The sequence below is a fragment of the Bacillus sp. Brlt_9 genome (genome assembly GCF_051948935.1).
GTDB lineage: Bacteria > Bacillota > Bacilli > Bacillales > Bacillaceae_G > Bacillus_A.
Genome location: NZ_JAYJLO010000007.1, coordinates 100,504 through 125,244, shown reverse-complemented (window position 1 = coordinate 125,244; position 24,741 = coordinate 100,504). Strand labels below are relative to the sequence as shown.

At 36.4% G+C, this 24,741-nt stretch carries 23 protein-coding genes; 8 read left to right on the top strand and 15 right to left on the bottom strand.

Annotation, left to right across the window (positions count from 1 at the left end):
- Nucleotides 1-34: 34 nt before the first annotated feature.
- From hpf to VF726_RS23820, 7 genes are all read right to left on the bottom strand, one after another.
- Nucleotides 35-577 carry a ribosome hibernation-promoting factor, HPF/YfiA family gene (gene hpf, locus VF726_RS23850; protein ID WP_098669928.1) on the bottom strand — a complete coding sequence of 181 codons (543 nt, stop codon included), beginning with the start codon at nt 575-577 and terminating at the stop codon, nt 35-37.
- A 321-nt stretch (nt 578-898) separates the two neighbouring features.
- On the bottom strand, nt 899-1,096 hold the full coding sequence (gene cspC / locus VF726_RS23845) for a cold shock protein CspC (RefSeq protein ID WP_044439520.1): 198 nt from the start codon (nt 1,094-1,096) through the stop codon (nt 899-901).
- A 126-nt stretch (nt 1,097-1,222) separates the two neighbouring features.
- Nucleotides 1,223-1,927, bottom strand: coding sequence for a ComF family protein (locus VF726_RS23840; protein ID WP_440172707.1), 705 nt, complete (start codon nt 1,925-1,927; stop codon nt 1,223-1,225).
- The gene (gene comFA, locus VF726_RS23835) at nt 1,927-3,276 is read right to left on the bottom strand and encodes an ATP-dependent helicase ComFA (protein WP_440172705.1); all 1,350 of its coding nucleotides are present in this window, start codon (nt 3,274-3,276) and stop codon (nt 1,927-1,929) included. Before comFA ends, VF726_RS23840 begins: the two co-directional genes overlap by 1 nt.
- Nucleotides 3,277-3,401: 125 nt before the next feature.
- The gene (locus VF726_RS23830) at nt 3,402-4,832 is read right to left on the bottom strand and encodes a C40 family peptidase (RefSeq protein ID WP_440172703.1); all 1,431 of its coding nucleotides are present in this window, start codon (nt 4,830-4,832) and stop codon (nt 3,402-3,404) included.
- A gap of 147 nt (nt 4,833-4,979) precedes the next feature.
- On the bottom strand, nt 4,980-5,294 hold the full coding sequence (locus VF726_RS23825; protein WP_000400857.1) for a winged helix-turn-helix transcriptional regulator: 315 nt from the start codon (nt 5,292-5,294) through the stop codon (nt 4,980-4,982).
- A gap of 172 nt (nt 5,295-5,466) precedes the next feature.
- Complete coding sequence (locus tag VF726_RS23820) at nt 5,467-6,309, bottom strand: DegV family protein (RefSeq protein ID WP_440172700.1); 843 nt, start codon at nt 6,307-6,309, stop codon at nt 5,467-5,469.
- 239 nt (nt 6,310-6,548) lie between these two features.
- Here VF726_RS23820 and VF726_RS23815 point away from each other — a divergent pair, with 239 nt between their 5' ends.
- Together VF726_RS23815 and VF726_RS23810 are read left to right on the top strand one after the other, a co-directional pair.
- The gene (locus VF726_RS23815) at nt 6,549-7,184 is read left to right on the top strand and encodes a YigZ family protein (RefSeq protein WP_440172698.1); all 636 of its coding nucleotides are present in this window, start codon (nt 6,549-6,551) and stop codon (nt 7,182-7,184) included.
- 74 nt (nt 7,185-7,258) lie between these two features.
- Nucleotides 7,259-8,398, top strand: coding sequence for an LCP family protein (locus VF726_RS23810; protein WP_440172696.1), 1,140 nt, complete (start codon nt 7,259-7,261; stop codon nt 8,396-8,398).
- A 39-nt stretch (nt 8,399-8,437) separates the two neighbouring features.
- Here the strand turns inward: VF726_RS23810 and wecB are convergent, their stop codons facing one another.
- Both wecB and VF726_RS23800 read right to left on the bottom strand, forming a co-directional pair.
- Complete coding sequence (wecB, locus tag VF726_RS23805) at nt 8,438-9,553, bottom strand: non-hydrolyzing UDP-N-acetylglucosamine 2-epimerase (protein ID WP_440172694.1); 1,116 nt, start codon at nt 9,551-9,553, stop codon at nt 8,438-8,440.
- A gap of 74 nt (nt 9,554-9,627) precedes the next feature.
- Entirely contained in the window at nt 9,628-10,998 is a 1,371-nt protein-coding gene (locus VF726_RS23800) for a UDP-glucose dehydrogenase family protein (protein WP_440172692.1), read from the bottom strand.
- A 590-nt stretch (nt 10,999-11,588) separates the two neighbouring features.
- Here VF726_RS23800 and VF726_RS23795 point away from each other — a divergent pair.
- From VF726_RS23795 to VF726_RS23785, 3 genes are all read left to right on the top strand, one after another.
- Nucleotides 11,589-12,662, top strand: a complete 1,074-nt coding sequence (locus VF726_RS23795) for a glycosyltransferase family 4 protein (protein WP_016718934.1) — start codon at nt 11,589-11,591, stop codon at nt 12,660-12,662.
- Nucleotides 12,663-12,862: 200 nt separating this feature from the next.
- Complete coding sequence (locus VF726_RS23790; RefSeq protein ID WP_440172689.1) at nt 12,863-13,600, top strand: polysaccharide deacetylase family protein; 738 nt, start codon at nt 12,863-12,865, stop codon at nt 13,598-13,600.
- Nucleotides 13,601-13,704: 104 nt separating this feature from the next.
- Entirely contained in the window at nt 13,705-16,380 is a 2,676-nt protein-coding gene (locus tag VF726_RS23785; protein ID WP_440172687.1) for a PRD domain-containing protein, read from the top strand.
- 139 nt (nt 16,381-16,519) lie between these two features.
- Here VF726_RS23785 and exsM read toward each other — a convergent pair whose 3' ends face one another.
- Complete coding sequence (gene exsM, locus VF726_RS23780) at nt 16,520-16,933, bottom strand: exosporium regulatory protein ExsM (RefSeq protein WP_440172685.1); 414 nt, start codon at nt 16,931-16,933, stop codon at nt 16,520-16,522.
- 189 nt (nt 16,934-17,122) lie between these two features.
- Here exsM and VF726_RS23775 point away from each other — a divergent pair, with 189 nt between their 5' ends.
- On the top strand, nt 17,123-18,304 hold the full coding sequence (locus VF726_RS23775; RefSeq protein ID WP_440172683.1) for a chromate transporter: 1,182 nt from the start codon (nt 17,123-17,125) through the stop codon (nt 18,302-18,304).
- Nucleotides 18,305-18,344: 40 nt separating this feature from the next.
- On the opposite strand, the gene chbG is transcribed toward VF726_RS23775, so the two are convergent.
- From chbG to VF726_RS23750, 5 genes are all read right to left on the bottom strand, one after another.
- Nucleotides 18,345-19,049, bottom strand: coding sequence for a chitin disaccharide deacetylase (chbG, locus tag VF726_RS23770; RefSeq protein ID WP_440172681.1), 705 nt, complete (start codon nt 19,047-19,049; stop codon nt 18,345-18,347).
- A gap of 49 nt (nt 19,050-19,098) precedes the next feature.
- Nucleotides 19,099-20,424, bottom strand: coding sequence for a 6-phospho-beta-glucosidase (gene celF / locus VF726_RS23765; protein ID WP_264448429.1), 1,326 nt, complete (start codon nt 20,422-20,424; stop codon nt 19,099-19,101).
- A gap of 3 nt (nt 20,425-20,427) precedes the next feature.
- Nucleotides 20,428-20,751, bottom strand: coding sequence for a PTS lactose/cellobiose transporter subunit IIA (locus tag VF726_RS23760; protein WP_000989050.1), 324 nt, complete (start codon nt 20,749-20,751; stop codon nt 20,428-20,430).
- Nucleotides 20,752-20,934: 183 nt separating this feature from the next.
- Nucleotides 20,935-22,242, bottom strand: coding sequence for a PTS cellobiose transporter subunit IIC (gene celB / locus VF726_RS23755; protein ID WP_440172678.1), 1,308 nt, complete (start codon nt 22,240-22,242; stop codon nt 20,935-20,937).
- A gap of 16 nt (nt 22,243-22,258) precedes the next feature.
- Entirely contained in the window at nt 22,259-22,561 is a 303-nt protein-coding gene (locus VF726_RS23750) for a PTS sugar transporter subunit IIB (RefSeq protein WP_001023567.1), read from the bottom strand.
- A 401-nt stretch (nt 22,562-22,962) separates the two neighbouring features.
- On the opposite strand from VF726_RS23750, the gene VF726_RS23745 reads away from it, so the two are divergent.
- Both VF726_RS23745 and speD read left to right on the top strand, forming a co-directional pair.
- A complete protein-coding gene (locus VF726_RS23745; protein WP_440172676.1) occupies nt 22,963-24,255 on the top strand; it encodes a polyamine aminopropyltransferase in 1,293 nt (430 codons plus the stop codon).
- Between the two features lie 27 nt (nt 24,256-24,282).
- Nucleotides 24,283-24,654 carry an adenosylmethionine decarboxylase gene (gene speD, locus VF726_RS23740; RefSeq protein ID WP_440172674.1) on the top strand — a complete coding sequence of 124 codons (372 nt, stop codon included), beginning with the start codon at nt 24,283-24,285 and terminating at the stop codon, nt 24,652-24,654.
- Nucleotides 24,655-24,741: the final 87 nt, after the last annotated feature.

Below are 24,741 nucleotides of genomic sequence, written 5' to 3'. Positions count from 1 at the left end.
AAAGCGCAGCCATTTCGGCTGCGCTTTTGAATTATTATTTAGTTTCGATTAAACCATATTTCCCATCTTTACGGCCATATACAACGTTAGTTTCATTTGTATCAGCATTTGTAAAGACGAAGAAATTATGTCCTAGCATATCCATTTGTAGGATTGCTTCTTCAACGTCCATCGGTTTTAAATCGAATCGTTTTGTACGTACAAGTTCTAGTTCATCCTCTTCTACCTCATCCAGAACAGCTACTGCTTCTGGAAGGATAAAGTTCGTTTTCACAGAACCTTTCTCACGTAACTTACGATTTACTTTTGTTTTATGTTTACGAATTTGTCGCTCAAGTTTATCAACTACTAAATCGATAGCAGCGTACATATCGCTATTAGTTTCTTCTGCACGAAGTAATAAATCAGTAAATGGAATTGTTACCTCGACACGTTGCTTGTCAGAGTATACTTTTAAATTAACTTTAATCTCTGGGAATGTATCAAAATAACGCTCTAACTTACCTAGTTTTTTCTCTACATATTCCTTTAATGCTGGAGTTACTTCAATATTTTCACCACGAATGTTGAATTTCATAGATGAATTCCTCCTTTCAAGCCTATGTACTATAATTTCGACACTGGCTTAAAAACTCCTTCTAACTTTTTTAAAAAAATTAGTGGAATTGCGATTTTTTTATCGTTTTTTGTTGAAATGAAAAGATGCATCGTTTCTATCTTTATTTTATCCTATTAACATCGTGAATAACGAATATAACTGTGGACAATTCGTTACAGAAAAGAAACAACTTTTTGACAACTCCATTCATAACAAAAACCCCTTGCAAAAAACAAGAGGTTCTACCATATATATAACGTTGTCACACACGCAGCTTTCTCTTCCCAAAAGCCAATATTCCTACAGTTTTACAACATTAGCTGCTTGTGGTCCACGTGCTCCATCTACAATGTCAAACTTAACTTGTTGACCTTCTTCTAATGACTTATAACCATCTTGTTGAATCGCAGAAAAATGAACAAACACATCATCACCGTCTTCACGCTCAATAAACCCAAATCCCTTTTCTGCATTGAACCATTTCACTCTTCCTTGCATGCTCATTCCATTCCCTTCACTCTAAAAATCAGGGCATTTGCCCCATAATTTGACTATAACGAATGACAACTTACGAAGTCAAAGAAGACTTATCTTCTTTTTATTATCTCTTTCGACAGTTACAGATTAACTTCTACAGAGCGTCAAACTAGAAACTTCTCTTGCTCCTCTATCGTATAAAAGACTTCCAATTTGTCTCACTGTAATTCCTGTCGTGTATACATCATCCACGAGTAAAATGTGTTGACCATGAAACATCTCTTCTCCCCGAAAATAAAAAGGATTACTTCCCGACAGCCTTTCTTTACGCGTCTTCTTACTTTGCTTTTCTGTTTCCCTTCTGCTTAATGATGGATACGAAATGTTGACAGGTAAACAAGTTGCTAATAACTCTGCCTGATTAAAACCACGTTCATATTCCCGTTCCCTACTAAGCGGAACAGCAATAACAGTTGAAACGTTCGTAAAATACTTTTGAAATAGCTCTCGAAAGGATTGATGAAAAATACGAACTAACTCCGCATCTCCTCGAAACTTAAACTGTGCTACTATTTCTTTCATCTCATCATCGTACACATGCAAAGAACGATTTTTAAAAGGACGATACTTCTCCTCATTTATCCACCTTACGCAATCCACACAAATATCATTTTCTTTATATTCGGCAGACAAGTCCTCTAAAGGTCGCCCACACTCTATGCAAATCTCCCCTATAATATAGGAAAGTTTCCGCTCACATCTATTACATACATATTGTTTATAGGACTTTACAAAGAAGGTGTACCAACTAACTGTTTCCAACATATACTCATCACAAAGCAAACAATGCATTAATCGATCAACCCTTGTTCCTTCGCACGTTTGTTCATACTTTGAATGTGTTTTTTCGCGCGTACCATCGACTCTGTCTTACCGTAATGAAAATACATAACCTCGCCATATGGCTCTTCAAAACTACGACCCGCTCGGCCTGCAATTTGTACGAGCGCGCTCTCTGAAAAAATTTCTTCTTCTGCCCCTAGCACCGCCACTTGTAAGTTCTTCACAGTTACTCCCCTTTCTAAAATTGTCGTTGTAACTAATAACGGAATTTCTCCCTTTCTGAACGCTGCTACTTTTTCTTTTCTCATCGAATCTTCTGCATGTACACCATCGATTCTATTATCCAATCCTTTCAATAACTGACTTATTTCTTCTATATATCGCACATGAGGAACAAATAAAAAAATAGGATGTTTTTTGCTTACGTACATTTTTAACCATTGTAGTAAAACTCGAGGAATTTTTTTATGATGAAGGCTTTTCTTCCAATTTCCGCACCAGCTAAATAGAGGAACTGGTAACGGATGACGATGGTATCGTCCTGAGACAATGATACCTTTTTGTTTCCCCTTTCTGAAATTACGCTTCCACTTTTCATCAGGAGTTGCTGTTAAATAAATACGCGCCGCTTTCTCTTTCATCGCTTGTTGCACCGCATACTGTAACATTTGATCTGCATGATACGGGAAGGCATCAATCTCATCTACAATCATGACGTGAAACGCTCTATAATAACGTAACAATTGATGCGTCGTTGCAACGACTAACGCTGCATCTTTTTCACGATCTGCACTCCCTCCGTATAAAGCAGCTACATTTATATTAGGAAACACTTCTTGTAATCTCGGTGCTAATTCCAGTACAACGTCTGTTCTTGGCGTTGCGATACAAACTCTTTCTCCTTTTTGAAGTGCCTCTGCAATACCGTAAAATAACATTTCTGTTTTTCCAGCCCCGCATACAGCCCAAATAAAAAAAGATTCTTTCTGCTTAATAGCTTCTATAACACCTTGCGCCGCCAACTCCTGACCAGTAGACAAAATCCCTTTCCACTGCAACGGATTTAACTCTCTTTCTTCCTTTCTTTCCTGAATACCACGAACGAGCACAGTACATTCACTAACTCTCCCCATCGTGATGCACTTCCGGCAATACGCGCATCTTTTACGGCATCTTTTACATAAAAATGACGCGAATAGCCGCTGCTCTATATTTCCGCAGCGCTGACATATATATTTAGAAGCCTTCTTTGTTACGCCTTGTACACATACAACTTCTCCCTTCTTTTCCATATCACTTAATTCTCTCCGTAAATCTGAAGAGAGTTCTTCTAATAGCAACTGTTTTCCAGCAAGCATTCACACCACCTCCAGCACTACTATAAACCTTTCTCATAATCTCGTAAAAACTCAAAAAAGCCGATAACCTACTTATAAAATAGTAAGCTATCGACTTTATACACATTTTTTATTCAATTATAATTCTATAATCTACCGTAACCTAAGAAATGTTTTTGGTTATAAGAACTATTTACACTACCGTAAGTAACACCCGTTGATTCATCAGCAGCATGGATCATTTGACCGCCACCAATATAAATACCAACGTGAGATACGCCTGCTCTGTAAGTACCTTGTAAGAAGATCAAATCTCCTGGTTTTGCTTCAGATGCACTAATCTTTTGTACAGAGTTCCATAAACCTCTAGTATCTTGACGACCTAAACCGTAAACATAAGAGATTAAACCACTGCAGTCAAATCCGCCATTTGAAATTGACGCACTACCCCATACGTATTTTAGACCTACTAAACCTTTAGCTTTAGAGACAACATCTTGTCTACCGCCACCATTGTCAGCTGGTACTGCTGGAGCTGGAGTTGCTTTTTTCTCTTCTTTTTTCTTAGGCTCTTCTTTTTTATCTTGTCCATCATTGTTTGCTGGCGCTGCTGGCTCTGCCTGTGTTTGTGCTGGTTGAGCTGGAGCCTGCGCTGGCTGAGCTGCTGCTTGAGCCGCTTGCTCTGCCTGCTTTTGAGCAGCAACTTCTTGTGCAGCTTTTTCTTGTGCTTCTTTTTCAGCAATTTGTTGTAATTTTAATGCCTGTTGTTCAAGCTCCTTCAATTGATCTTCCGTACTTGTCATTGAAGTTACAACTGTATCCATTTTACCGCTTAAATCGTTTACTGCTGTTGCTTTTTTCGCTTTTTCAGCGTCAAGTTCTTTTTTAGCAGTTTCAATTTGAGCTTGTGCTTCTTTTAATTCTTTTTGTTTTGTTTTTACCGTTTCAACATCTTTTTTCACGTTCGCTTGATCTTCTTGTTGTGTTTTCATGATGTCTTCGTCAGACTCAAGAATTTTAGAAACTGAATTTAAACGATCAACTAAATCTGCAATGTTTTTAGAGTTTACAAGAACTTCTGTTACAACGTTTGTGTTTGGTTGTTCTTGAAGTGCAACTAAACGTTTTCTTAATAACTCTTCACGTTTTGCAATTTTTGTTTGTAGTTCTGCAATATCTTTATTTTTCTTTTCGATTAATTGCTCAGTATCAGCTACTTTTTTCGTTGTTTCATCAAGTTTTGAAGCATTTTCTTGAACAGACTTATCCAAACCTTGAATTGTTTTGTTTAAGTCATTCATTTGTTTTTGTAATTCATCACGTTCTTGTTGTTGTTTATGTAAAGTGTCATTTTGTGTATTAATTTGTGATTTCACGTCAGAAATTTTATCTTCTGCAAATACATTTGGTGTTAGTCCTGAAAACATTAACCCTGCAACTAATGCGCAAGATGCCATTTTTAGCTTTTTCATTTTATTTTTTACACCGCTTTCTTTTTTCTTTTTCCGTATATAACCTATAAAATTTATACCATAATTCGGGATTTTTTTTGCTAATGTTACGCTTTTGTAAAACAAATGTAATATTATATGTAACACTATCGCAAAATATGCATATTTTTGTATGTATGTGTAGAATTTTAAACGTTTTTTATAAGCAAAGAAAAAAACGTAAGGTTTCCCTTACGTTTTATTAAATATACTAATACGAATGCAATCCAAGCGTTATTTCATCCATTTTTCAGCCCAATTTTGGACTTCATCCATAACACTTTCTAATGCTTTCCCTTTGTCAGTTAAGCCGTACTCGATTCGAACTGGTACTTCTGGATAAACATTACGAACTACAATGCCTTCGCTCTCCAATTCCTTCAAACGCTCTGACAACATACGATCGCTCATGTTCGGTATAATATCTGCGATTTCTCTAAAACGCTTTGACTCTTCAAGCAAAGATTTAATAATCAAGCCAGTCCATTTTTTACTAAGCAAAGTAAAAGCTGACTCAAACTTTGGACATAAACAAGAATTATGCTCCATATGTTTCACCTCTCTTCTATTATAATATAGTTTCTTGTAAAAAGTAAGTTATAAAACTTTCCTTATTAATTTATTTTACGTACATTTTACCATTTCCAAATATTAACTTGTCAACTACACGTAAAATATCCGTAAAAAAACCCTCTTAAAAAGAGAGCTTTTTATATCTTTATTACTTCGTATACCATCCAAGACCTAATGCACCTTCACCTAAATGCGTACCAATTACAGCACCAAAATAACCTGTGCGAATTGTGACATGAGGATATTTTGCTTCTAATTCAGCCTTCCATTCATTCGCTTCCTCTTCACGCTGTGCATGAATGATAACTGCTTCCATAGGTACACCTTTACTTGCTTGCTCATCAAAAATTTCAACAATTCGTTTTAACGCTTTTTTACGCGTACGAATCTTTTCAAACGGAATAATGATTTTATCTCTAAAATATAAAACCGGCTTCACTTGTAATAAACTACCAATGAAAGCTTGCGCACTATTTAATCGTCCGCCACGTTGTAAATGATGTAAATCATCCACTACAAAATAAGCGTCCATCGTTTGTTTCATTTCATCAAAACGGGCGATAATCTCTTTCGGATTCTTTCCTTCGCTTGCTAGCCTTGCACCTTCACGCACATAGAATCCTTGTACTTCACAACTAATTTCAGAGTCGTACGTATATACATCAATACCCTCTACCATTTGCCCAGCTGTCGTTGCCGTTTGATATGTACCACTAATCCCACTTGAAAGATGAATGCTAATAACCGCATCATAATCCTTAGATAGTTCTTCAAATAACTCAACAAACTTTCCGATTGCTGGCTGAGAAGTTTTCGGAAGTTCTTCTTGCTCACGTACTTTTACATAGAAATCATCTACTGAAATTTCAGCTTCTTCTTGATAAGATTCCGTTCCAAACACAACGTTTAATGGAATCATATATATATTGAGTTCATCACGAATATGCTTCGGTATATATGCTGTACTATCAGTAACAATAGCTGTTTTCATTTGCGTACCTGCCTTATAAAAAAGTTTTTATTCCCTAAGTTTACACGAAAACTAAAAATGGTGCATCCATACATGAAAATGCCGGTTTGAAATTATACTCACCATCTCGACAAATTACAACAAAAAGATGAAATACTCACCAAAAAATTCAACTTATTTATAAAAAATGTTTGAATATAAAAACGCTCGCTTTTAAAATGTAAAGTACTAGTCATTTTGATAGATAGGGGCGTATACGAGTGTTATTACAATATTTAACAATCAAAGACTACGGCGAGCACGAAATTGTCATTCAAAAATCAAGATTTATCTGTTACATTAGCCGAGCTACAATCGAAGAAGAAGCTCAAGAATTTATACAAAAAATAAAAAAACAAAATTGGAATGCAACACATAATTGTTCTGCATATTTAATTGGCGAACAAGATCAAATCCAAAAAGCAAATGATGATGGCGAGCCTAGCGGTACAGCTGGCGTACCTATGTTAGAGGTACTAAAAAAACGCGGTTTAAAAGATACCGTCGTTGTCGTTACCCGCTATTTTGGTGGCATTAAACTTGGTGCAGGTGGATTAATTCGCGCATATGGAAAATGTACAAGTGAAGGTATTAATCATGTCGGTGTTGTCGAGCGAAAACTCATGCGTGTTATGCAGACCGAAATTGATTACACATTACTTGGCAAAATTGAAAATGAATTACGTAATTCAAAATATGCCATTAAAGATATACATTATCTCGAAAATGTCACATTTGATACGTATGTAGAAGAAGATGGAAAACAAGCATTCACAGATTGGATGATTGAATTAACAAATGGGAAATGTACAATTACAGAAGGAGATATGTTGTACTTAGAACAAAATGTTATCTAAGAATAACTATATTATCACCTTTAAAGATTAATGTAGTGAATTACTTCCCTACAAATGAACTAAGGAGATTATATATGGAAGAACGTTATTATCATCTCCAAAATAGCAGAATAAAAAAGAAACGAAGAAGAAAGTTTTTCTACTTCCTTATTTTCTTATTTTTATTTGGTAGTGTAGGACTTTATATATTAAATTCCTACTCTTCTCTCATGGGGATGTATAGTGGTTTTACTCGTGAAAAATCGGATTTGAGAACTGAAGATGTAGAAATTACAAAAGAACCTTTTACAATCCTCATTATGGGTATAGAAGATTATGCGACAGACGGTCAAAACGGTCGTACAGATTCATTAATGTTTGCAACAGTCAATCCGAAAACGCAAAAGATTTCGCTTATGAGTATCCCTCGTGATAGTCGCGTCCCAATTGTCGGAAAGAATAAAGAGGACAAAATTAACGCTGCGCACGCTTATGGCGGAGAAGAAATGGCAATCAAAACAGTCGAAGGTTTTCTAAAAGTGCCTGTAGACCATTATCTTAAAATTGATTTCCAAGGCTTTAAAGGTATTGTTGATGCTGTTGGCGGTGTTACCGTAGATGTTCCCTTCGATTTCTGGGAACGTTCTGACGTAGATTACTACAAAAAAATCGAATTTAAGCAAGGGCAACAAGAATTAAATGGTGAAGAAGCACTCGCTTATGTTCGTATGCGAAAGCAAGATCCAAATGGTGATTATGGTCGCGCTGCTAGACAAAGACAATTACTAGCTGCTGTTGCTCAAAAGCTAAATTCCACCTCTACCGTATTTAAAATTAAAGATTTAACGACAGTCGTTGGAAAATATATAAAAACTGACATCCCTATTTCAGACGGACTGGCTCTTTACAATAAACTATCTGGGTTTGATCCTTCTACAATGCAAACGTTCAAACTTGAAGGAGAAGACAAAAAAATAGGTGGTATTTATTACTTCCTTCCGGATCCAAACGGTGTTGAAGCGGTACGTAACGAAATAAAAAAAGAATTAGGTGAAACAGCAAACACTCAAGACAATTCAACGACAAAAACCGAATCAAATCCTTCTTCAAATGCTAACTCTAACGAAAAAGCGAAGAAAGAAACGAATCAGAACCAAAATCAGAATAAAACACCAACTGAACCTCCTCCATCCACAAATGCTCATGCAGAGTGGATTATGAGAAATCAGCAATAACAAAAGAGCCAAATCGCAAATGATTTGGCTCTTTTTTATTTACTTATTAAAATGTTGTAAAATTGCTTCTACAATTCGCTCTGACGCACGGCCATCACCGTATGGATTAGATGCTTTCGACATCTTATCATAAGCTTCTTTATCTGATAACAATTCATCAGCAAGACTAAAGATTGTCTCTTCGTCTGTTCCTGCTAATTTCAATGTACCCGCTTCAATACCTTCTGGGCGCTCTGTTGTATCACGAAGAACAAGAACCGGTACACCAAGTGACGGCGCTTCCTCTTGTACACCACCAGAATCAGTTAACATTAAGTATGAACGAGCTGCAACATTATGGAAATCAATTACATCTAACGGCTCAATTAAATGAATGCGGCCATGATCGCCTAAAATATCATTTGCAGTTTCACGAACAACAGGGTTCATATGAACAGGATATACAACTTGTACGTCTTCATGCTTATCAACAAGACGTTTAATTGCACGGAACATGTTACGCATTGGCTCTCCTAAGTTTTCACGACGGTGAGCTGTCATAAGTACAAGACGATCACTTCCAAGCTTCTCTAGTACAGGGTGACTATATGTTTCTTTTACAGTCGTTTTTAGCGCGTCAATCGCTGTATTTCCTGTTATGAAAATGCGTGACTCATCTTTATTTTCTTTCTGTAAGTTCGTTGCTGATTTTGCTGTAGGTGAGAAATGAAGATCTGCCATTACGCCTGTTAATTGACGATTCATCTCTTCTGGGTATGGAGAATACTTATCCCATGTACGAAGTCCTGCTTCGACATGACCTACTGGAATTTGATTGTAGAAAGCAGCTAAACTTGCAATAAATGTTGTCGTCGTATCACCATGTACAAGTACAATATCCGGCTTTGCTTCTTTCATTACTTTATCCAAACCTTCTAAGCCACGCGTTGTAATATCAATTAAAGTTTGGCGGTCCTTCATAATATTTAAATCGAAATCTGGTGTAATTCCAAAGATACTTAATACTTGGTCTAACATTTGACGATGTTGCGCTGTTACAGTCACAATCGATTCAATTTTGTCTGAATGCTTTTGCAGCTCTAATACAAGAGGTGCCATTTTAATTGCTTCTGGACGTGTCCCGAAAATTGTCATTACTTTTAAACGTTCAGTCATTTCATTGCCTCTTTTCTTTCACTAGTTACAAATTCTATTATGACATATAAGAATATACATGAATACATGCCTTTTTAACGAATAACGGAAAAGTCTCTCTTACAAATACTTCCTCTTCCAATCGAATAATAATCTATCCCTTGCTCTTTGACACCCTCAATAGTATAACAATTTCTTCCATCGAATAAAATAGGCTCTCTCATAAGTTGTGCGTACTTTTCTAACGGATAAGCTCTGATTGCTTCCCATTCTGTTATGATAAAAGCCGCACTCGCTCCTCTAATCGATTCATCTATACATTCGCTATATTGTATAGTCTCTCCAAAGATATTTTTCATATTGTGAATCGCCTTTGGATCATATAGAACTACATCCGCACCCATATGAATTAATTCTTGTATCATAATAAGGGACGGTGCGTCTCTTATATCATCCGTATTCGGTTTAAATGCCGCTCCCAGCACGGCAATCCGCTTCTTTTTCATATTTATTACTTGCTTCGCTTTCTCAATCAATAACAACTGTTGTTTATTATTCACCTCAATGACTGCTTTTAATAAGCGAAAATCATGCGCCACATTCCCTGCAATTTGCACAAGTGCTTTCGTATCTTTTGGAAAACACGATCCCCCATAACCAATGCCCGCATTTAAAAATGACGCACCAATTCTCCTATCCATTCCCATCCCTTTTGCAACATCCAATACATTTGCTCCTACCTTCTCACAAATATTTGAAATTTCATTGATAAAACTAATTTTTGTCGCTAAAAAAGCATTCGATGCATATTTAATCATCTCTGCACTTTTTATATCTGTAACATATGTTTTTAAGCGTAATTCACTATACAAATTCTCAACTTTTCTTGCTGCTTCCTCATTATCTGCTCCAATTACAATACGATCTCCTTGAAAAAAATCGTAAATACCTGAACCTTCCCGTAAAAATTCTGGATTTGATACGATATGTAATTCATATCTATTTTGTAATTTCTCCTCAATCCATCCCCTCATAACATCATTCGTCCCTACAGGAACCGTACTTTTTGTAACAACAATGACATCGTTAGTCGCATATGTTCCAATATCGTCACAAGCACTTCGAATATATGTTAAATCCGCTGTCCCATCTAATAAAGATGGCGTTCCAACTGCAATAAATATAAATTCTGCATCATTAAATGCTTTTACTCTATTTGTTGTAAAAGTTAAATGATTATTCTCACATGCATCATTTATTAATTCATATAAACCAGCTTCATAAATAGGCAAATCCCCTTGCTTTATCCGTTCAATTTTCTCATCATTTATATCAAAACATGTGACCGAGTGGCCTAACATCGCCAATCCTACTCCTGTAATCAATCCAACATATCCGGTACCTATTATTGTAATTTTCATTTCCTTTTCGCACAGGAATATACAATAGAAAATATACGAATACATAGAATTCTCCCTGTGCTTCCCCCTCTCACATTAAAAATGAGAAAACTCTTTTACTTCTTTATTATATGAATTACTTTTCCCATTCTTTTTTAAGTTTTTGTAAAATTAAATGCACCAATATAAAGTGAAATTTTATTCAGTGAAAGAGCATCTATTCTCCGCTCATTATTAGCTAAACCAATCAAGATTTCACAGGAATTAAGGTTCCCACCTCACCTCTTTGCTCCAACTGAATTTTGAGGCGCGAACCTTACTGCCCGTTCATGCGGATAAATTCCCACATTTTAACACGGAACTTACTCATTTCTACGTGTAACACTTATAATACTGAAATAAAAGTATTCACTATTAAAGAAAAAGAGAAAATGTCATATTCCAAAGCCTAATACGATTAACCTTCTCAAATGATTCAACATTCTGTATACAATTGTCATATATTCTATCTGCTTCCATTTACCGTAAATAGAAAAAAAGATTGAATTCTAATCTTTTTGTGATACCATATGTTATGAGCCTGTAAATAAACATCATAATTTTCAGATAAATATATTAAAAAAAATTACGTTAGACTATAAAAGGGTGGGGTATTAATGGACTCACAAGTGATTTATGCCATTTTGGCATCTTTCATCACTGTACTCGTCGTTACTCCTTTAGTTATTAAGTTAGCTTTTAAAATAGGAGCAACAGATAAACCAAACGCTCGTAAAGTGCACCAAAAGATTATGCCTCGTCTTGGCGGGTTAGCGATATTTATTGGTGTAGCTGTAGGATTTGTTGTCGGCGGCTTATACGAACAAAGAATGTTATCGATAACGCTAGGTGCGATTATCATTGTAATCATCGGTATTTTAGATGATATGTACGAGTTATCTGCGAAGGTAAAATTCGGTGGACAACTACTAGTTGCCATTATGATTGTTAAAAGTGGATTATTAGTGCAAGTATTATACATCCCAATCCTCGGGGATACTGAACTTGGATGGCTCGCTTATCCAATTACAGTATTTTGGATTGTAGGTATTACAAATGCGATTAACTTAATTGATGGCTTAGATGGATTATCTGCTGGTATTTCATCTATCGTACTTGCAACGCTAGCATATATGGCCTTCACTAGCCCATGGGGCACTGGAGCTGCTATTATCTTACCACTAGCATTAATTACATTAGCAAGTACAATCGGATTTTTATTCTACAACTTCCATCCAGCAAAAATCTTCATGGGAGATACAGGCGCACTATTTTTAGGATACTGTATTTCTGTTATATCGTTACTTGGGTTATACAAAAGTGTAACGTTATTCAGCTTTATCGTTCCAGTTATCATTTTAGGCGTACCTGTATTTGATACGACATTTGCAATTATTCGTCGTATCGTAAATAAAAAACCTATTTCAGCACCAGATAAATCGCATTTACATCACCGTTTACTTGCAATGGGCTTCTCTCATCGTAAAACGGTACTAATTATATACGCATTCGGTATTTTCTTTAGTGTAAATGCAATTATTTTCTCTAGTGCAACATTATGGTTATCCATTATTCTTCTTTTCGTTTTAATCTTCTTTACAGAGATTATTGCTGAAGTAATCGGGCTTGTACACGAACGTTACAAACCACTTATTTCCTTTTATAAAAAAGTGAAAAAACGCGAAGACTAATGGTAGTATAGCCTTTACAATTAAGAAATATTCAAATAGCATCCTCTTTCTTATAAGAGGATGCTATTTTTTATTCCTTATTTTATATTTCCAAAATATAGTTTGTTTGAGAGTCCCGCTATTGGAGAAAGATATACATAATAAGAAAAGGATTATATTTTCTTTTTTACATCTTGATTGTCAAACTGAGGGTGAATGTTATGATCAAGCGAGTATTTCAATACATGATTTTATTTTTAACGATTACGATGTACGCGTCATCTCATGCAGGGGCAACTACAATTCCCTCTGCTGAACATCATCCAAATACTGAAACTACCTCTTCTATCCAAAAAATCGCGTACTTAACATTTGATGACGGACCAAACAAATATACTACGCAAATTTTAAACATCTTAAAAGAAAAGAAAGGAAAAGCAACTTTCTTTGTTATTGGTGGAAAAGTGCCACATTATAAAAAAACAATGCAACGATTAATTAAAGACGGACATTATATCGGACTTCATAGTATGTCACACGATGTAAAGCGCCTTTACACTGGTGATCCATCTGCTTTAATTACAGAAATGGAACAAACACAAAACATCGTTCAGCAAGTTACAAAATTAAATTCACATCTCGTTCGTGTCCCGTATGGTAGCATGCCTTACTTAAAAAAGAATTACCGTGATGCACTTGTATCAGCTCAGTATAAAATGTGGGATTGGACAATCGATACATACGACTGGAAAAGCTATGATAATCCTTCTGCCATACTTGAAAGAGTACGTAATCAGAGTGATGAACAAGTCGAAGTAATTTTAATGCATGATTCGAGTGTAACTGTACAAATACTGCCACAAGTAATTGATTACTTACAGTCACAAGGATACAAACTTCTTCCCTATAATCCATCTTCCCACCTTGAAGTAAACTTTTGGAAAGACACAAGATTGTAACAGCTTTAGTGCCTATGTGCTAAAGCTGTTTTATTTTTCTCTTCCCACCCTTCCCATTTTTGTGTAAAATTTTAAATAGTGATGAAGTTTCGAGGTGAATAGAAATGAAACGAATAGATCTCATTTTTAACGCAATACAAAAAGGCAATTATACAGAAGGTGTAACCGCATCAGAACTAGCTACCCTGTTACAACTAGATCGCGCCAATGTAAGTAGTGACTTAAACAAACTTGTAAAAGATAAACGTTTATTAAAAACAAATACGCGCCCTGTTCGTTTTTATATAGAAACGAACGGTTCGTTGGAAACGCATTCAAAAGAAGTAACTTCATTAGATACATTTGCAATTGAAAATACGAGCCTTAAAATCGCAATTGAAAAAGCGAAAGCTTCTATTCTCTATCCTCCAAACGGTATGCATACTTTACTGCTCGGAGAAACAGGAGTCGGAAAATCTATGTTCGCTTCTTTAATGCACGAATATGCAATTGAAGTTGAGCAACTTCCTAAAAATGCACCATTTATTGTCTTTAACTGTGCTGATTATGCAAATAATCCACAGCTACTACTCGGGCAGTTATTTGGGATTAAAAAAGGAGCTTATACAGGGGCAAGTGATCAAAAAGGGTTAATTGAAAAAGCACATGAAGGGATCCTTTTCTTAGATGAAGTACATCGTCTTCCTCCAGAGGGACAAGAAATGCTTTTCACCTTTATTGACCGCGGAGTATACCGCCGCCTTGGAGAAACAGAAAACGAACGTAAAGCACAAGTATTAATCATTACTGCAACAACAGAAGAACCAAATTCATTTTTATTAAAAACATTTACAAGACGTATCCCGATGACTGTTACGCTGCCACCACTTCGTGAGCGTACGCATAAAGAACGCTTTGCTTTACTACAACTATTTTTCACAAATGAAGCAATTCGCTTGCGAAAAGAAATTCACGTTAGTCCGAATGCAATGCGAGCTTTCGTCTTTTACAATTGTCCCAATAACATCGGTCAATTAAAAACGGATGTACAAATCGCCTGTGCAAAAGCCTATTCTGACTTCGTGACAAAGAAACGTGATTCTGTCCATGTTTCAAGTACAGATTTACCTTGGTATATGAAAGAAGGGCTATTCATTGAAAGAAAGAGCCGTCATCTATACCAAATACCAAATGAAACATTTATATTTACAGGTAATGAAGGTTGGAGTAATCATAAAATAGAAAATGAAAAACAGTCTTCTATTTACGATTATATTGACTATAAATACGAAGAACTTCAAGCTCGTGGTATTGAAGAGGACGAATTAGAATTACTTATAGAAAATGATCTTCAAAGCTTTTTCGTACAATATTTTAACCAAATGTCCAAAAAAACAAGTCATGAAAATGTTTTTAAAATTGTGGATCGCAATATCGTTTCTGTTTGTGAAAGAATTGCAGAACTTGCTGAAAAGCATTTATCTAAGACGTTTGATGAAAAAGTATTTCTCGCTTTAAGCTTACATGTACAGACAACTCTACAACGTTTGCAAGCTGGGAAACAAATTCATCACCCACAATTAAATCAAATTCGTACAAAATATAAAGAAGCGTTTTCCGTAGCTATGCAATGCATTCAATTACTGGAAGACGAATTACAAATAACAATGCCTATTGATGAAGCGGGCTTTTTAACAATGTTCTTCGTTGTTGACCCAATTCCTTCTTCACAAACAGAAGTAAAAGTATTAATATTAGCGCACGGTAACGGTATCGCAACAGAAATGGCCAACGTCGCAAACGAACTGCTCGGCATTGAGGAAGTAACCGGTATCGATATGCCGTTACATGAATCGCCGAAAGATTTCTTAGAGCGTGTGAAAGTGTATATGAAAACACTCCAAAATGTAAACGGGCTTCTCTTACTCGTTGATATGGGATCGCTCGCTTATATTGGTGATATATTAGAAACTGAGTTCAAAATTCCAGTGCGTGTTCTTTCCATGACGAGCACTCCACATGCACTAGAAGCAGCTCGAAAAGCTCAGCTTGGCTACTCGTTAGATGCCTTATATGAAACAGTGAAGAATTTAACACCGTTTTACTTAAACGTACAAGAAGAAAAGAAAAAGCCACTATCGCCAATGAAATCTGTTATTTTGACAGCTTGTTTAACTGGAGAAGGCAGTGCTTTAGCTATTCAAAAAATGTTAGAGAACTATTTGCGATTTGACAAAGACTTAATTGAAATTATTCCGATTAGTATCGTCCATGAAAAAGATTTAACGAAAATGATTGAGAACATAAAAAAAGAGCGTAATATCATTTGTATCGTCACGAATTTCGATGTGCAGGTGCCATGCTTAACGTACCATTTCCAAGACATTGTAAACTACACAGCAATTCAGCCAATTCAAGAATTAATTACGTATGAAGAAACATATGCAAAAATGGCTGATATTCTTGAACAACAAATGCAGCGTAACGACGGAGCATTACTTATTAAAACGATCCGTTACGCATTGAATACAATTCAAGAATTAATTTCCTTACAGCTAACTCCTGACAGTTTAATGGGTGTTATTCTGCATATGAGCTGTATGGTGGACCGTCTTCAAAAAGGAGAAAGCCTCCTCCCTCATCCAGATAAAGAGAAACGAAGACAAGATGAGTACTGGATGTATATGAAAGTGAAAAAAGCATTGCAACCGATTGAAAATACATTTGAAATACAAATACCCGATGACGAAGTGTTTTATGTTATGGACTTCTTTATTAAAAATCAGCCTGTAAAAAATTAATCGAGGCAGTTTTTTAGTATATCGACTGTAACTTGGATTATATCAGCGATTTTCAAAATATATCGATTTACCGACAATAACCGATAACATTTGCACCTTATAGAAAAAAGGCTGTTCCAAAATATGGACAGCCTTTTTTCTACTTCTTTACCTTCCTGATTCTCCCCCTGATTTCGCCCTTCTTATTGGACTTCGTATACACATTTACATATACATTAGCCTGAATGATTTCTTGTAGTAAGCTATCAAACGCTCTCCCCTGTAAAGGCCCTTCAAAATCATCCACATTGACTACACCGGTCACAACTCCCTCATTTACACTAATCCCTTGCTTTAACGGACCAAATAAACTTAAAACAATTGGACCAATTTGATCCGCTTTTCCTAAATGAATTTGGCATGATGTAACTTTTTCGATGTTTTTCAATATGACCCGATATTGCAATTTCTTTAAATCACCACTAAATATAAACTCTGCTACGCCAAAAGCTTCTGTATTTACAGGAGGTATTTCCCTCTTACCTGTTAACCTCGCAAAGAAATGTGTTGTCATACGGGCATTCTCCTCATATAAATTTCCCAGCACTACTTCTACTACTTTATGGTTTATACATATTCATTTATGACTTTTTCAAGTGTTAATTACGAAGAAAAGATTCACACAATCTTTACATTAGAATCGTTCCTTTTGCTTTACTACCTCTTGTATAATGCACATAGAAAAACATTTTAGGAGGGCATTTTGGAAAATAACAAATACACTTTTCACACATTATTAGAGATTTTTCTCGTCTCATTTAAATTAGGACTTACTTCGTTTGGTGGTCCTGTCGCCCATCTCGGCTATTTCCACCACGAATATGTACAAAAAAGAAAATGGATGGATGAACGAAGCTATGGAGATTTAGTAGCATTATGTCAATTCCTCCCTGGTCCTGCTAGCAGCCAAGTCGGTATGGGTGTTGGATTATTAAGAGGCGGGGTATTAGGAGCTATTATTTCATGGATTGGATTCACTTTACCTTCTGTGCTCGTTTTAGTTTTCTTCGCCTCATTCCTTAATCAGTTCGATCTTGGAAATGCTGGCTGGATTCATGGACTAAAACTTGTAGCCGTCGCTATTGTTGCTCATGCCATATGGGGAATGGCACAAAAATTAACGCCAGACCGAAATCGTGCGACAATCGCTATTATAACTGCCGCAATCGCCTTATTATGGCCAAGCAGCTGGACACAAGTCACCCTCATTATAATATCTGGCTTTATCGGTTGGTTTTTATATCGCAACCAACCAATTAGCCAATCTCAACATATAAAAGTACCTATTTCAAAAAAGATAGCAGTTTCTTGTCTCGTCTTATTCTTTGGACTATTACTGCTGCTACCAATATTAAGACCGTTCTCTTATTACATCGCTTTATTTGATAGTTTCTATCGCTCTGGTGCACTTGTATTTGGAGGCGGACACGTCGTGCTTCCCCTTCTTGAAGGTGAGTTCGTACAAAACGGAATGATGACGAAAGAACAGTTTCTAGCTGGATACGGATTAACACAAGCAATGCCAGGCCCACTATTTACATTTGCTTCTTATATAGGAGCTGTACTAAACGGGGCGCTTGGGGCCATACTCGCAACAATTGCGATCTTTCTTCCTGCTTTCTTACTCGTTATTGGTGTTTTACCATTTTGGGACAGTGTAAGAAAAATATCTTTCATACAAGGGGCACTACTTGGAGTCAATGCAGCTGTCGTCGGTATTTTATTAGCAGCGTTTTATGATCCTATTTGGACAAGCACGATTATGAACGCTGTAGATTTCGTTTTTGCGTCTCTTCTATTTTGCTTGCTCGCTTTTTGGAAAACAGCTCCTTGGGTTATCGTTATACTCGGAGCCTTTGGCGGATATGTTCTATCTATTTTATAAATAAAAAAAACGACGGCATGATGTAGCCGTCGTTTTTCTATTAAAACTTCATAAGCTCTATTCCTTCAGGCAACTCGTTCTCTGTTAAAATACGCAATTCTTTCACGCGATCCATTACGTAAGAAGAACGTTTCACAAGCTCCGGATCAATATAAGCTGGATGAACCATAATTTCTACCGATTGCCCGTCTTGTACGCGTGCTCCTAACTTCTCAAAATAGTCTTCCGTCACACCATCCGCATAAAAGTCACTGTAAAATACGTCAGAAAATGGGCGTACTGCTCGCTCTTTCTCACAACGACGAATTGGAACATTATATGTAGCCGCTAATCTCTCCAGAACATCGTGCAAAATCGGTAAACTGTGCACATGATGATGACTATCTAAATGAGTTGGTGTTAATCCGTAAGATAGGAATTTCTCAATTTGAGCAGTCCATTCTCGCTCGACTTCTTCTGGGTTTATCTTCCCTTCCCATACGACGCTTTGTTTATGAAACAACCCATCGCTACTTACAAGTGATGGTACGTCTCCAAGAAGCGGTTTCCCTGCTGTTAATACGAGATGTACGCCTACTCCGAGTGTGTTATGCTCTTTCGCTAAGCGTACCGCATGCTCTGTTCCTGGCATATTCATCATCATCGTCGTTGAATTTACAAGTCCATTTATATGCCCATCAATAATGCCGTAATTTGTACCTTCTGTAAGACCGAAATCATCTGCATTTACAATTAACTTAATCATCGTAATACCTCCTATTGAAATAAAAAAAGCGGGCTAAATAGCGCCGCTTTTATTTCTCTATCTTTTTGAAGAACTGTGGAAGATGCTCTTTATGCGCTTCCAACATTTCATCTAAAATTTGTTTTGCCACTTTATCTGATGGTACAAGTGGATTAATTGTCATAGCAAGCAGCGCTTTATGATAATCCCCTGTAACAGCAGCTTCAATTGTTGTGCGCTCAAATGATTTAATTTGCTGTACTAAACCGCGAACTGGTACTGGAAGATCTCCGACCGCAATTGGTTTTGGACCTTCTTTCGTAATAATACAGTTCACTTCAACAGCTGAATCATGTGGTAAGCTTGCAATTGTTCCGTTGTTTCGTGTATTAACAGGCTGAATATCACCTTTATTATTGTAAATAGACGTAATTAAGCTACATGCTGCGTCACTATAATAAGCGCCGCCACGTTTTTCTAATTGTGGTGGTTTAATATCTAAGTTCGGGTCTTTATATAACTCGAATAAATCATCTTCTAATTGTTTTACTACTTCTGCACGTGTACCTTTTTCAATCGAAGCTTCTTTCTCTTCTTCTAACATTTCACGTGTTTTGTAGTAGTAACGATGGTATGGACATGGAATTGCACGAAGGCCTCGAATAAAGTCTGGCTCCCAGTTAAGCGCTGCAATATTTTCCATCGTAATTTGCTTTTCTGGATCTGTTACAAGCTCTAACACACGATCCATTACACTTACGCCATCTAAATATACGTCTAATCCGTATACCATGTGATTTAAACCTGCAAAATCAACGTGGACACGACTTGCATCTACTTCAAGTAATCTTGCAAGACCCATGCGGATTCCGATTGGAACGTTACATAGACCAACTACTCTTTGAATATTTGTATAACGAAGGACAGCTTCTGTTACCATACCAGCTGGGTTCGCGAAGTTAATTAACCATGCATTCGGACAAAGCTCCTCCATATCCTTACAAATATCTAAAATAACAGGAATCGTTCTCAATGCTTTGAATAAACCACCAGGACCATTCGTTTCCTGACCGATTACATCATATTTTAATGGGATTGCTTCATCTTTTGCACGAGCTTCTAATAAACCTACGCGAAGCTGCGTTGTTACGAAATCAGCATCTTTTAATGCTTCGCGGCGATCAAGCGTTAAGTGTACCTCAATTGGTAAACCAGATTTTTTCACCATACGTTTCGCTAAGTTACCAACGATTTCTAACTTTTCTTTTCCTGCCTCAATATCTACTAACCAAATTTCACGAACAGGAAGCTCATCATAACGTTTAATAAATCCTTCAATTAACTCTGGTGTATAACTAGACCCACCGCCGATTGTAGCAATTTTAATTCCAGTCATGCTTTATTCCCCTTTCGCTTCTAACTTTTTATAAAGGTCAATAAACTCTGCTGCTAGTTCTTTTACTGTAATCGCATTCATTAAATGATCTTGTGCGTGAATTAAAAGAACACTAATCTCTGTTTTTTCTCCTCTTGCTTCTGATTGTATGAGCTCTGTTTGGAAATGATGCGCTTCATTAATCGCTTCTTTCGCCTTTACCATCGCTTCATCAGCCTCTGCCATTTTCCCCTGTTTGGCAAATTGAAGTGCCTCCATTGCAAAGCTTCGTGCATTACCACTATTTAAAATCAATTGGAATGGAATTTGTTCTGCTGTAGTCATCATAATTACCGCCCTCTCTATTATGGTTCAACCGATTGAAATACCCCTTCAGTTTGAACATGTCTATTAAATTATTATTTTATGAATGATAGTTTGGTGTTCTTGTAGATGGGTTTCATCTTTTTGAACATGATATAAAGGTGATTGTTCTCACAGACAATATTGTCTGTGAGAACAATCCCTATGTTACATAGGTACAGAGTTGTTATTTCCTTGCGCTGCTGCTTTTTCAGTACGAACAACAGAACGGTCGCATAATACAACGAATGGATAGTAGATTACCATCGCAATTACAAAGTTGAATAACTGTAGAATTGCACCTGAAAGATGTCCACCTGTTACAAGATAACCACTAATAATTGGTGGTGTTGCCCATGGAATCATCACAACTGTTTTTGGTACCCATCCAATAGATATAGCTGTATAGGAAGTAATTACTAATACAATTGGTGTTACGATAAACGGTAAGAATAAAATTGGATTTAAAATAATTGGTGTACCAAAGATTACTGGTTCGTTAATGTTAAATGCACCAGGTCCAATTGATAAGCGAGATACACCACGTAATTGTGCACTTTTTGCTACGAGTAATACCACTACTAAGAATGCTAATGTCGCACCAGAACCACCAAGGTATACGAAAGTATCAAAGAATGGTTTTGTAACAATGTTTGGAACATCAAATGCAGATGTACCACCTTTGAATAAATTCATATTTTTTTCTAATGCCGGTAAGTATAATGGCTCAATAATACCACCAACGATATTTGGCCCATGTAAACCGAAGAACCAAAGAAGATGAACAAGGATTACAATGATAATTGCACTTGGTAATGTCCCTGCTAAACTTTGCAGTGGTGATTGAATCGTATTAAAAATAAATTCATGAACACTTGTACCAGCTAATTTCACTGCTAATTGAATACCTGCAACTACTGTTAAAATAACAAATGCTGGAACTATAGCTGCGAAAGATCTTAAAACTGCTGGTGGTACTCCATCAGGCATTTTAAAAGTAATGTTTCTTTGTACAAAGAAACGGAATACTTCAGTAACAAGGAGTGCCACAATAATTGCTACGAATAACCCTTGTGCACCTGTCCAAGCTAAGTTCAATCCGCCTTCTTTCGGTGTTGTTGGCGTAAGAATAATTAACGCACCAAATGAAATAATACCTGCTGACAAACCATCAACGCCGTAAGATTTTGCTAAGTTATAACTTGTTGTAAATGCTATGATTAGTGCTAGAATCGCGAAAGAACCAGTCCACATTCCACCGCCAACTTGTTTCCACGTTTCACCAAACAAACCTTTCATGAAATCTTGGAAAGCTTCAGACGGAAAACCATTAATTAGTGATGCCAGTGCACCAACTAAAATAAGTGGCATAACTGCAATAAATCCGTCACGGATCGCAGCTAAGTGACGTTGCGATCCGATTTTACCAGCGACAGGAACAATATATTTCTCCATGAATGCAATAAACTTTTGCATTTCGCTTCCCCCCTAATTATTTTTTAAGTGTTAATGCGTGATCTAAAACTGCTTCTCCATTCATCATGCCGTAGTGCATTGGATTGATAACGTCGATTCCAACGTTCTTCTCATCAGCAAGCGTTTTCATTGAAGAAAGCATGTAACGAACTTGTGGTCCTAATAATAATACGTCTGCTTGATCGATATTTGTTTTTACTGCATCCCCAGATACAGCCCAAATCTTTCCTTCTAGACCGCGAGCTTTTGCAGCCGCTTCCATTTTTGTAACTAGTAAACTTGTAGACATCCCTGCTGAGCAACATAATAAAATATTCATTTGAAAATCCCCCTTGTGTAGTATAAAAATTTTATGTTTTATTTATTTTTCTTTACGCTATTTATTAATGCAATTAGCGTGCCAACTTTTTAAAACCACTAAAATCAGCACTTTTTCGACTGTTTTCTTTGTGTGTTAACGCTTTCGATTAGTGTGTCACTCAAAAAACACACAGTGTGTTATAAAACAACACGCTTTTCACACATAACTGTATGAAAATAGATTAGTGTTTAGTTGTCTAGTTGTGTTTAAATCAAAAAAACACTAAAAAATTTTTTTAGCGTGAAAATCTAGTAAAAAAATAAACCTTTCTTGAACACACTCTTCTATCTATTGTCCAAGCAAACTCTATTAAATTACATAGAATAGAGTAAAATAACACAATTCGAAAGGGGATTCCTATGCCAAAACATAGAAAACAGAACAAAATAAAGATTTATAGAATAACAAGCTATAAAAAAGACAAGCGTTCTGAATTAGACTCTGACAAATTTGAACTAGAACAAGAAGAAATAGAAAATAAGCAGGACAAACAGGATAAACAAGAAAAACAGAACAAACAGGACAAACAAGACAAACAAGACAAACAGGACAAACAGGATAAACAGGACAAACAGAACAAACAGAACAAACAGGACAAACAGGACAAACAGAACAAACAGGACAAACAGGACAAACAGGACAAACAGAACAAACAGGACAAACAGGACAAACAGGACAAACAAGACAAACAGGACAAACAAGACAAACAGGACAAACAAGACAAACAGAAACAATTGGAACCTATAATAGAAACAAGTTCACACAACTTAGATGTATGGGATGCAATTTCTCTACAACAGATAGAAAATGGCGAGCATACGAGTTTATTTGCAGAACAAAGTAATTATCAAAATATTACTTTGTTACAAGTAAGCGATGTTCGTTTATATTTGGACAAGCAACTACAATTTAGTTCCGTCGATGAGCAAATTTATCATGAAGCACTCGTTCATCCAATTATGTCAAAGGTAATTGACCCAAAGCGTGTTCTCATATTAGGTGGTGGCGATGGTCTTGCCCTGCGAGAAGTTTTGAAATATGAAACTGTCCTACATGTAGACCTTGTTGATTTAGATGGATCGATGATTGATATGGCTCGTAACGTTCCTGAATTAGTTTCTTTAAACAATAGCGCATTTTTTGATAATCGTGTGAATGCACACGTATGTGATGCAAAAGAATTTCTGAATTCTCCTTCCTCTTTATACGATGTAATCATTATTGATTTTCCAGATCCAGCGACAGAGTTGTTAAGTACTTTATATACAAGCGAACTTTTTGCTCGTATAGCTACGTTTTTAACAGAAGATGGCGCGTTCGTCTGCCAATCTAATTCACCTGCTGATGCACCTCTAGTATACTGGAGCATCGGTAACACAATTGAACACGCTGGATTAACTGTGAAAAGCTATCATACAATCGTTCCTTCTTTCGGAACTGACTGGGGTTTTCATATTGCTGCTAACTCTGCCTATGTACTTGATCAAATTGAACAATTATATGTTGTGCCAACTCCTCGAACATTACCTTCTCTTCTCTTTCCTTTATTTCAATTTAAAGAAGAGCATCTTGAACAGCGCAATCTTGCCCTTTTAAATTCAGAATCAAACCTTATCCTACATCAGTGTTATAAAAAAGAAATGGAGTTTTAACGATATTATAGTGAGGAGTGCTACCTTATGGAATACTCTACTTTCGGTAAGCATATAATAGTAGATTTATGGGGAGTGGACTTTTCTCTATTAGATGATGTTCGCTTTTTAGAATATCATTTAGTTACCGCTGCTGATCACTCAGGTGCCCATGTTTTAAACGTAATTGCAAAAGAATTCGATCCGCATGGTGTTACTGTTTTAGTTTTACTATCTGAAAGCCACCTTTCTATTCACACTTATCCAGAAAAAAACTTTGCAGCCATTGACTGTTACACGTGCGGTACGACCGTTGAACCGCAAATAGCGATTGATTATATCGTGAGTATATTAAAACCAAATGAGATGAATATAAAAAAACTAATTCGTGGTATAGGGGAGATTGTTACTACTGATTAAATATGAACCTTACTCATTTGTAAAAAGGAGGATTGTAAATGCCATCAGTGGAACGAACATTCCACTGATGGTACAGAAACATATATA

What these genes read in the sequence shown, in the direction of transcription:
- hpf (WP_098669928.1), bottom strand. Translation starts at nt 577, where the DNA reads ATGAAATTCAACATTCGTGGTGAAAATATTGAAGTAACTCCAGCATTA.
- cspC (WP_044439520.1), bottom strand. Translation starts at nt 1,096, where the DNA reads ATGCAAGGAAGAGTGAAATGGTTCAATGCAGAAAAGGGATTTGGGTTT.
- VF726_RS23840 (WP_440172707.1), bottom strand. Translation starts at nt 1,927, where the DNA reads ATGCATTGTTTGCTTTGTGATGAGTATATGTTGGAAACAGTTAGTTGG.
- comFA (WP_440172705.1), bottom strand. Translation starts at nt 3,276, where the DNA reads ATGCTTGCTGGAAAACAGTTGCTATTAGAAGAACTCTCTTCAGATTTA.
- VF726_RS23825 (WP_000400857.1), bottom strand. Translation starts at nt 5,294, where the DNA reads ATGGAGCATAATTCTTGTTTATGTCCAAAGTTTGAGTCAGCTTTTACT.
- VF726_RS23820 (WP_440172700.1), bottom strand. Translation starts at nt 6,309, where the DNA reads ATGAAAACAGCTATTGTTACTGATAGTACAGCATATATACCGAAGCAT.
- VF726_RS23810 (WP_440172696.1), top strand. Translation starts at nt 7,259, where the DNA reads ATGGAAGAACGTTATTATCATCTCCAAAATAGCAGAATAAAAAAGAAA.
- wecB (WP_440172694.1), bottom strand. Translation starts at nt 9,553, where the DNA reads ATGACTGAACGTTTAAAAGTAATGACAATTTTCGGGACACGTCCAGAA.
- VF726_RS23800 (WP_440172692.1), bottom strand. Translation starts at nt 10,998, where the DNA reads ATGTATTCGTATATTTTCTATTGTATATTCCTGTGCGAAAAGGAAATG.
- VF726_RS23795 (WP_016718934.1), top strand. Translation starts at nt 11,589, where the DNA reads ATGGACTCACAAGTGATTTATGCCATTTTGGCATCTTTCATCACTGTA.
- VF726_RS23790 (WP_440172689.1), top strand. Translation starts at nt 12,863, where the DNA reads ATGATCAAGCGAGTATTTCAATACATGATTTTATTTTTAACGATTACG.
- VF726_RS23785 (WP_440172687.1), top strand. Translation starts at nt 13,705, where the DNA reads ATGAAACGAATAGATCTCATTTTTAACGCAATACAAAAAGGCAATTAT.
- exsM (WP_440172685.1), bottom strand. Translation starts at nt 16,933, where the DNA reads ATGACAACACATTTCTTTGCGAGGTTAACAGGTAAGAGGGAAATACCT.
- chbG (WP_440172681.1), bottom strand. Translation starts at nt 19,049, where the DNA reads ATGATTAAGTTAATTGTAAATGCAGATGATTTCGGTCTTACAGAAGGT.
- celF (WP_264448429.1), bottom strand. Translation starts at nt 20,424, where the DNA reads ATGACTGGAATTAAAATTGCTACAATCGGCGGTGGGTCTAGTTATACA.
- VF726_RS23760 (WP_000989050.1), bottom strand. Translation starts at nt 20,751, where the DNA reads ATGATGACTACAGCAGAACAAATTCCATTCCAATTGATTTTAAATAGT.
- celB (WP_440172678.1), bottom strand. Translation starts at nt 22,242, where the DNA reads ATGCAAAAGTTTATTGCATTCATGGAGAAATATATTGTTCCTGTCGCT.
- VF726_RS23750 (WP_001023567.1), bottom strand. Translation starts at nt 22,561, where the DNA reads ATGAATATTTTATTATGTTGCTCAGCAGGGATGTCTACAAGTTTACTA.
- VF726_RS23745 (WP_440172676.1), top strand. Translation starts at nt 22,963, where the DNA reads ATGCCAAAACATAGAAAACAGAACAAAATAAAGATTTATAGAATAACA.
- speD (WP_440172674.1), top strand. Translation starts at nt 24,283, where the DNA reads ATGGAATACTCTACTTTCGGTAAGCATATAATAGTAGATTTATGGGGA.